Here is an 8,307-nt window from a genome sequence, read left to right as displayed (position 1 = left end):
GGGGGGGGGGGGGGGTGGGGGGGGGGGGGGGGGGGCCGCCGGCGGGCCCCCCCCGGGGGGGGGGGGGGGGGTCTTCGGCGGGTGCATGCCAGCCGCCGGGGAGGACAGTAGACCCAGCTTCCAACAACAATCAACAACTTCGAATGAAATGCAACGCTCCTGGGCAGCATGGCCAGGAAGCCGACCGTCGATCCGCGCCGCCGGGCGGAGCCGGCGACCGCCAGCGCCAGTACCACGGCATAACGAGACGGTCTCAATAGCTCGGAGCGGGAAACGCGAGCTTGACTCAGATCGAGATCAGGCGCTTTCTTTTGATCCATCGCGTTTGATTGCGATGCTTTCTGATCGGTTCTGTTGCTTCTCGCCGGTCGGTCCCACACCTTCAGGAGCCCCCACCATGCACCTCTCCCACCGTGGCCGCCTGGCCTCGATCGCCGCACTGAGCCTCGTCACCTCGCTCGGACTGACCGCCTGCTCCACCGGACAGACGTCCTCCAACAGCGCGGACGCCCCCGTCGCGCCGGTGTCCGGCAAGGTCTCGATCACCTACCTGCAGAAGCAGGGCGACCAGCAGTACTTCGTGGACGAGGCCGCCGGTGCCAAGGCCAAGGCCGCCGAACTGGGGGCCGACCTGAAGGTGGTGAACCTCGGCAACGACGCGAACAAGACGGTCGGCGAGGTGCAGGCCGCGATCGCGCAGAAGAGCAACGGCCTGATCATCGTGGTGCCGGACCCGGCGGTCGGCCCGCAGGTGGTCCAGACCGCCCGGGACGCCAAGGCCGCACTGCTCACCTCCGACGACCAGGTCTGCGCCAGCGGCCCCGCCCCGGCGCAGTGCGCGGCCGGCGACCTGGTCCCCCGGATCGGGTTCAGCGGCGCCCAGATGGGCGGTGAGGTCGGCAAGCGCGCCGCCGAGGAGTTCACCAAGGCCGGATGGAACGCCGCCGACACCCGGATCATCTCCGCCTGGAAGCAGGACGTCACCGTCTGCGGCGACCGCGTGAAGGCCGCGAAGGCCGCCTTCGACCAGGCCGTGCCCGGCGTGCAGCTGATCGACGTCGCGACCGACAACACCCCGACCGGCGCGCAGGACAAGGTCGCCGCCACCATCACCGCCAACCCGGGCGTCAAGCACTGGGTGACGTGGGGCTGCAACGACGAGAACGTGCAGGGCGCCGTCACCGCCCTGCAGAACGCCGGGATCAGCCCGAACGACATCGACGGCGTCGGCCTGGGCGCCTACCTGGCGTGCAAGGACTGGGCGTCCGGCAAGCCCTCCGGCATGAAGGCCGCCCTGTTCATCAACGGCAAGGACGTCGGCGCCCTGTCGGTGCAGACCATGTTCGACAAGCTCAAGAACGGCAAGGACTTCCCGAAGGAGGCCTTCGCCCCGACCAAGATGGTCGACGCCACCACCTGGCAGTCCGCGGGCGTGTCCTGCAGCTGACGCCGCGTCGAGCCGCCGGTGCGGCGGACGGGCACCGGCCCGCCCCACCGGCGCCGCTCCCGGAGATTCGTACGCGCGACCGCAGGCACCGCACCCGGAGACCGCCCGCCCGGCTCCCCAGACCGTACGCACCGCACTGCCAGCGAGGCCCCGATGACCACACCCGCACCGTCCCCCCTCCCGCCACCGAGCGGCTCCCCCGGCCTGAGCGCCGAGGGCGTCTCCAAGCGCTTCGGCTCCGTCCAGGCACTGTCGGACGTCACCCTCACCTTCCCGCCCGGCCGCGTCACCGCCCTGATGGGCGAGAACGGCGCCGGGAAGTCCACCCTGCTGCGCATCCTCACCGGCGACCACCGCCCCACCGGGGGGCACGTCCTGCTGGACGGCGCCAGCGTCGACCTGCACTCCCCGCAGGACGCCCGCCGCGCCGGGATCCGGATCATCCCGCAGGAACCCGAGATCATCCCGCACGTCGCGGTCGCCGAGAACGTCTACGCCGGCTCGCTGCCCCGCACCTGGCTGCGCCGGCTGGACCGCGCCGAGCTGCGCCGCCGGATCACCGCGGACCTCGCCCGCCTGGGCTTCGACAAGGTCCTCGACCCCGATCTGCTCGGCTCCGAACTCACCGCGGCCCAGCGCCAGTTGGTCGAGATCATGCGGGCCCTGACCGGCGCCGTCCCGCCGCGGGCGATCGCCTTCGACGAGCCCACCTCCTCGCTCTCCGAGCACGAGGTCGAGGCCCTGTTCGCGCTGATCGGACGGCTGCGCGACGAGGGCATCGCGGTCGTCTACGTCTCCCACCGGATGAAGGAGATCTTCCGGCTCGCCGACCGCATCGCCGTGCTGCGCGACGGCCGGGTCGCCGGGGTGGTCGAGGCCGCCGCCACCGACGAGGGCGAACTCGTCCGGCTGATGGTCGGGCGGGACCTCTCCTCGCTGTTCGTCCGTCAGCAGGTCGCCACCGACCGCGTCGTCCTGGACGTCCGGGACCTCACCACCGACGACGTGCACGGCGTCAGCCTCACGGTCCGGGCCGGCGAGGTCGTCGCGCTGGCCGGGCTGATCGGCGCCGGACGCTCCGAACTCGCCCTCGCCCTGGCCGGTGACGCCCCCGTCCGCTCCGGCACGGTCGCCCTCAACGGCGAGGTCCTGCGGCTGAAGGACCCGCGCGCCGCCATCGCCGCCGGCATCGGCCTGGCCCCCGAGGAACGCAAGGCCCAGGCGCTGTTCCTGCAGCGCACGATCCGCGACAACACCTCGCTGGTCAGCCTGCGCCGGCTCAGCCGTCGGCGTTTCGTGAAGCGCCGTCAGGAGAAGGAGCTCGCCCAGGAGTACGCCGACCGGCTGCGGGTCCGCGCCCCCTCCATCGAGGCCGAGGTCCGCACCCTGTCCGGCGGCAACCAGCAGAAGGTCGTGCTCGCGCGCTGGCTCGCCCGCAAACCCGACCTGCTGATCCTCGACGAACCCACCCGCGGCGTCGACGTCGGCGCCAAGGCCGAGATCTACCAGATCATCGCCGACCTCGCCCGCGAGGGCACCGCCGTCCTGGTCATCTCCTCCGAACTGCCCGAGGTCCTCGGCCTCGCCGACCGGGTCGTGGTGATGCAGAACGGCCGCACCACCGGCGAACTGAGCCGTGACCAGGCGACGGAGGAGGCCATCCTCGCCCTCGCCATGGCCGACGACCTCGCCACCACCGCCCCAGCCCAGACCGGAGAGACCCAGTGAACGAGCGCAGCGAGCGAACCATCGAAAGGCGCGCGTGGGCAAGTGCCCCTGCCGAGCGCAGCGAGCGAACCATCGAAAGGCGCGCGTGGGCAAGTGCCCCTGCCGAGCGCAGCGAGGTGGGCGCATGACCACCGCCACTCCCCCGACCGCCCCGGCACCGGACGCCGGGGCCGTGCCCGTCCGGTCCGGCGGCCCGCGCGCCCTGCTCGCCGCGATCGGCGGCCAGAACCTCAGCCTGATCGGCGCCCTCGTCGCCGTCGTCGCCCTCTTCGGCTCGCTCAACCCCAACTTCGTCGGCTGGGACAACATCCAGGTCATCGCCGAGGCCGCCACCATCTCCGGCCTGCTGGCCGTCGTCCAGACCGTCGTGATCATCTGCGGCGGCCTGGACATCTCGGTCGGCTCCCAGGCCGGCCTGGCCTCCGTCACCAGCGCCATGGTCTTCACGTCCGCCGGCAGCAACCCCTACCTGGGCATCGGCGCCGCGCTCGCCATCGGCGCCGGCATCGGCCTGTTCAACGGCGTCGTCATCATCTACGGCCGGGTCAACCCGACCATCGCCACCCTGGCCGGCCTCGCCGCGTACAAGGGCGTCGCCCAGCTGGTCTCGGACGGCCGTGCCCAGGGTTACGTGCTCAACGACCCGGTCTTCGTCTTCCTCAGCCGGGGAAAGATCGCCGGCCTGCCCACCATGGTCTGGCTGCTGATCCTCACCGCCGCCGCCGTGCACGCCCTGCTCACGTACACCGACATCGGCCGCAACATCTACGCGATCGGCGGCAACGACACCGCCGCCCGCCTCGCCGGCATCAACCTCAACAAGTACCTGATCGCCGCCTACGCCCTCTCCGGCACCGTCGCGGCCCTGGCGGGCGTGCTGCTCACCGCCCGCACCGGCAGCGGCCAGCCGGTCTCCGGCAGCGAGGGCCTGGAACTGCAGTCGATCACCGCCGCGGCGCTCGGCGGCTGCGCCCTCAAGGGCGGCAAGGGCAGCATCGGCGGCACCCTGCTCGCCGTCGCGCTGCTCGGCGCGCTGCAGAACGGCCTCACCGTCCAGGGCATCAACGCCTTCTGGCAGAACGTCGCCCAGGGCACCCTGCTGGTCGCCGCCGTCGTCATCCAGCAGCGCCGCAACCGCGAGCGGGCGGTCGGCCTGCCCGCCTGATCCCCGGCCCCGTGCGGCGGGGCACCGCAGCGCCGCACGGGGCCGGCGACGGAACGAGCGGCCGGCCGTCGAGGGTCGGCCGGACCGCGACCGGAACCGCCGGTGCCACCCCTGCCCGTGGCACCGGCGGTTCCGTGCCTCCGGGCCGGCGCCCCGGGGCCCCGCCGCACGGGGCGGCCGCCGGGACACGGGGCGCACCGGCGGGCTGGGATACTGGATCACGTCGCGACCGGACGCGCCCCGGTCGTCGCCGCGGACGCTCCGGCCCCCGTCCCGCCCGGAGCGGTGGCACGCGTTCGTCCACGACCGTGGCAGGGTCGCCCACCGGCAGGAAGCGGGCGCGACCAGGCACCCGTTCGATCGAAAGGGCCTCCGTGGCTGATCAGAGTTTGCTCGCCCCGCAGCGCCAGGCGCTGATCCTGGAGGCCATCCGCAAGGCCGGCGCGGTGCGCGTCGCCGAGCTGGTCGAGCAGTTCGGCGTGTCGGACATGACGATCCGTCGCGACCTGGACGCGCTGGTGCGCCAGGGCGCCGTCCAGAAGGTGCACGGCGGTGCCATCGCGGTGGGCACGGCGAGCACGTACGAACCCGGCTTCGACGTCAAGTCCGAGCTGGAGGAGAGCACCAAGGCCGCCCTGGCGGACGCGGCGGCGCAACTCGTGGAGCCCGGCAGCGTGGTCGCGCTCTCCGCCGGCACCACCACCTACGCGGTCGCCTCCCGGCTGCTGGAGATCCCGCAGCTGACGGTCGTGACCAACTCCCTGCGGATCGCGGACCTGCTGTGGGCGGCAGAGAGCGACGGGCGGGAGGGCGTCCCGTCGCTGCTGGTGACCGGCGGGGCCCCCACCCGCTCCGCGGCCCTGGTCGGGGCCCTCGCGGACCAGACGATCCGCACCCTCCACGTCGACCTGCTGATCCTCGGGGTGCACGGCGCCGACGAGCACGCCGGGCTCACCACGCCCAACCTGGCGGAGGCCCAGACCAACCGGGCGCTGATCGCCTCCGCCCGCCGCACCGTCGTGGTGGCCGACCACACCAAGTGGGGCGTCGTCGGTCTGAGCAGCTTCGCCACCCTGGCTGAGGTCGACTGCTTCATCACCGACGACGCCCTCCCGGCGGCCGCCCGCAACGCGCTCGCCGACACCGTCGGGGAGCTCGTGGTGGTGCCGGCCGGGGGTTGAGGGCACGGCCGCGGATCCGGCCACCCGCCGAGCCCGTCAGGCCACCCGCCGCGCGCCCGGCGAGGGCACGGCGGTGAAGGCCACCGGATCGGCGTGGCCCGCCGAGCGGAAGGCCGACCGCACCGCCTCCGCGACCCGGTCCGCACCGTCCGCCCCGACCAGGGCGATGACGGAGCCGCCGAAGCCGCCGCCGGTCATCCGGGCCCCCAGCGCGCCGGCGGCCACGGCGGCCTCGACCGCGAGGTCCGTCTCGTCGCAGGAGACCCGGAAGTCGTCGCGCAGCGAGGCGTGTCCGGCCGTCAGGATCGGCCCCAGTGCGGCGATCCGGCCGCCGTCCAGGTGCTCGATCGCCTCGGTCACCCGCCGGTTCTCGGTGACCACGTGCCGCACCAGGCGGGCGAGGTCGTCGGGGAGGCGCTCCAGCGCGGCGGGGAGGCCCGCGGGCGGGAGGTCGCGCAGCGCGTCCAGGCCGAGCAGCCCGGCGGCGCGCTCGCAGCCGGCCCGCAGGGCGGCGTAGGCGCCGTCGCCCAGGTCGTGCTTGACCCGGGTGTCGATCACCAGCAGCCGGAAGCCGGCCGCCTCCAGGTCGAGCGGGACGTGCCGCTGCTCCAGCGTCCGGGTGTCCAGGAACAGTGCGGCGCCGTCCGTGCAGCACGCGGAGGCCATCTGGTCCATCACGCCGCAGGGCACGCCGACGAAGGCGTTCTCGGCCCGCTGGGCGAGCAGGGCGAGCTGCGGCGCGGACAGGCCGAGCCCGTACAGGTCGTTCAGGGCGACGGCGGTGGCGCACTCCAGGGCGGCGGAGGAGGAGAGCCCCGCTCCGGTCGGCACGGTGCCGGCGAAGGACAGGTCGGCGCCGCCGACGGCGTGCCCGGCCTCGGCGAGGGCCCAGAACACGCCGGCCGGGTAGGCGGCCCAGCCGGTGACCACGCCGGGGGCCAGGCCGTCGAGCGCGAGGTCGCCGATCGTGCCGTCGCCCTGGGCGCTGTACAGCCGCACCCGGCCGTCGTCGCGGCGGCGGGCGGCGACCTCGACGCGGTGCGGGAGGGCCATCGGCAGGACGAAGCCGTCGTTGTAGTCGGTGTGCTCGCCGATCAGGTTCACCCGGCCGGGCGCGGCCCACACGCCGGTCGGCCGGGCGCCGTGGACGGCCTCGAAGTCGGTGGCGGCCTGCTCGATCATCTGTGCGGCTCCCGTGCGTCGCGCGTGTGTCGTACCGGCTCCCGCGGGCACGTACACCGGCAGGCGGGAGCCTATTTCGACATAATCAAACATGATTGCCACCGACGGTCAACACCAGCGGCTTTGACACATCGGCGAGCGCACCCCGGACAGGCGCTTCCTGGCCTGCCAGTCCATCCCTGTTGACAAGCGATCGTATATGTTTGATTCTGTTGAAGATCGGCACAGGCGGGCCGACGTCCCACGCATAAGGAGTACGGCGGTGCACAAGACCGCGACCACGTTGGCCGACGGCCGTGAACTCTTCTACTACGACCGGACGGCCGGCACCGCCCGCGACACCGTGGACGAACGCCCGCTGGAACCCGCCACGAGCCTCTCCGAGATCCGGCTCGACCCGGTGCTCGGCGAGTGGGTGACCGTCGCCGCCCACCGCCAGCAGCGGACCTACCACCCGCCGGCCGGCGAGTGCCCGCTCTGCCCCTCCCGGGACGGACGGCTCAGCGAGGTCCCGGCCGCCGACTACCAGGTCGTGGTCTTCGAGAACCGCTTCCCCTCCCTCTCCCCGGCCTCGGCCGCGCACGTCGAGGCCCACGACGACGACCCGCTGCGCACCCTCCGACCCGGCACCGGCCGCTGCGAGGTGGTCTGCTTCGCCCCGGACCACGACGCCTCCTTCGCCGACCTGGACGAGGCCGACGCCCGCCTGGTCCTGGACGCCTGGACCGACCGCACGGCCGCGCTGTCCGCCCTGCCCGACGTCCGGCAGGTGTACTGCTTCGAGAACCGCGGCGCGGAGATCGGTGTCACCCTGGCCCACCCGCACGGCCAGATCTACGCCTTCCCCTTCGTCCCCTCCCGCACCACCCGGATGATCCTCCGGGCCGGGGAGCACCGCGCGCGCACCGGACGGAACCTCTTCGAGGACCTGCTCGCCGCCGAACGGGCCGCCCCCGAGCGGCTGGTGCTCCAGGGCGAGCACTGGACCGCCTTCGTCCCGTTCGCCGCCCGCTGGCCGTACGAGGTCCACCTCTACCCCCACCGCCGGGTCCACGACCTCACCGCCCTGGACGAGGCCGAACGTGCCGAGTTCCCCGGCCTGTACCTCGACCTGCTGCGCCGCTTCGACCGGCTGTTCCCCGCGCCCGACGGCGCCGCCCCGAACCGGACGCCGTACATCTCGGCCTGGCACCAGGCACCGAAGGGCGGCGGCGACGAACTCGCCCTGCACCTGGAGCTGTTCACCATCCGGCGTGCGCCTGGCAAGCTCAAGTACCTGGCGGGCGTGGAGTCCGGACTCGACGCCTTCGTCACCGACGTGAGCCCGGAGACCGCCGCCGAACGACTGCGTGGCGCCGCCGACTGACCAGGCAACCCAGGAGGATTCCGCATGGCCGTCGATCGAACCGTCCTGGCCGGTGCCCGGCTGGTCCTGCCCGGCGGTGTCGTCGAGGACGGCCGCCTGACCGTCCGGGGCGACCGCATCTCCGCCCTCACGAACGGCACGAGCGGCGGCGCCGCCGAACCCGGCGACCTCGACCTGACCGGTCACACCGTCGTCCCCGGCTTCGTGGACCTGCACGTCCACGGCGGCGGCGGCGCCT

Annotated in this window: 6 protein-coding genes and 1 pseudogene; 6 read left to right on the top strand and 1 reads right to left on the bottom strand. The window is 73.4% G+C overall.

Annotated features, from left to right (window positions below):
* The first annotated feature begins 397 nt into the window (after nucleotides 1-397).
* The 4 genes from ABT048_RS41340 to ABT048_RS41325 all read left to right on the top strand — a co-directional run bounded on the left by ABT048_RS41340 (nucleotide 398) and on the right by ABT048_RS41325 (nucleotide 5,521).
* Nucleotides 398-1,447: a substrate-binding domain-containing protein gene (locus ABT048_RS41340; protein ID WP_350526810.1), complete on the top strand. Its 1,050-nt coding sequence runs from the start codon at nucleotides 398-400 to the stop codon at nucleotides 1,445-1,447.
* Nucleotides 1,448-1,600: 153 nt separating this feature from the next.
* Entirely contained in the window at nucleotides 1,601-3,175 is a 1,575-nt protein-coding gene (locus ABT048_RS41335; protein WP_350526809.1) for a sugar ABC transporter ATP-binding protein, read from the top strand.
* Between the two features lie 124 nt (nucleotides 3,176-3,299).
* Nucleotides 3,300-4,340: an ABC transporter permease gene (locus tag ABT048_RS41330; protein ID WP_350526808.1), complete on the top strand. Its 1,041-nt coding sequence runs from the start codon at nucleotides 3,300-3,302 to the stop codon at nucleotides 4,338-4,340.
* A 374-nt stretch (nucleotides 4,341-4,714) separates the two neighbouring features.
* Complete coding sequence (locus tag ABT048_RS41325; RefSeq protein WP_350526807.1) at nucleotides 4,715-5,521, top strand: DeoR/GlpR family DNA-binding transcription regulator; 807 nt, start codon at nucleotides 4,715-4,717, stop codon at nucleotides 5,519-5,521.
* Nucleotides 5,522-5,557: 36 nt separating this feature from the next.
* Here ABT048_RS41325 and galK read toward each other — a convergent pair whose 3' ends face one another.
* The gene (gene galK / locus ABT048_RS41320) at nucleotides 5,558-6,703 is read right to left on the bottom strand and encodes a galactokinase (RefSeq protein WP_350526806.1); all 1,146 of its coding nucleotides are present in this window, start codon (nucleotides 6,701-6,703) and stop codon (nucleotides 5,558-5,560) included.
* A gap of 262 nt (nucleotides 6,704-6,965) precedes the next feature.
* Between galK and galT the strand changes: the two genes are divergently transcribed.
* Together galT and ABT048_RS41310 are read left to right on the top strand one after the other, a co-directional pair.
* Nucleotides 6,966-8,069 carry a galactose-1-phosphate uridylyltransferase gene (galT, locus tag ABT048_RS41315; protein WP_350526805.1) on the top strand — a complete coding sequence of 368 codons (1,104 nt, stop codon included), beginning with the start codon at nucleotides 6,966-6,968 and terminating at the stop codon, nucleotides 8,067-8,069.
* A gap of 24 nt (nucleotides 8,070-8,093) precedes the next feature.
* Nucleotides 8,094-8,307, top strand: a pseudogene (locus ABT048_RS41310) (N-acetylglucosamine-6-phosphate deacetylase); the annotation flags it as partial.

The organism is Kitasatospora sp. NPDC096140, from assembly GCF_040303045.1.
GTDB lineage: Bacteria > Actinomycetota > Actinomycetes > Streptomycetales > Streptomycetaceae > Kitasatospora.
The sequence above is the reverse complement of the archived record's forward strand: the minus strand, read 5'-3'. Positions and strand labels throughout refer to the sequence as shown.

Bases quoted from the DNA above. Each gene is read 5' to 3' on its own strand.
- ABT048_RS41340 (WP_350526810.1), top strand. From the start codon at position 398: ATGCACCTCTCCCACCGTGGCCGCCTGGCCTCGATCGCCGCACTGAGC.
- ABT048_RS41335 (WP_350526809.1), top strand. From the start codon at position 1,601: ATGACCACACCCGCACCGTCCCCCCTCCCGCCACCGAGCGGCTCCCCC.
- ABT048_RS41330 (WP_350526808.1), top strand. From the start codon at position 3,300: ATGACCACCGCCACTCCCCCGACCGCCCCGGCACCGGACGCCGGGGCC.
- galK (WP_350526806.1), bottom strand. From the start codon at position 6,703: ATGATCGAGCAGGCCGCCACCGACTTCGAGGCCGTCCACGGCGCCCGG.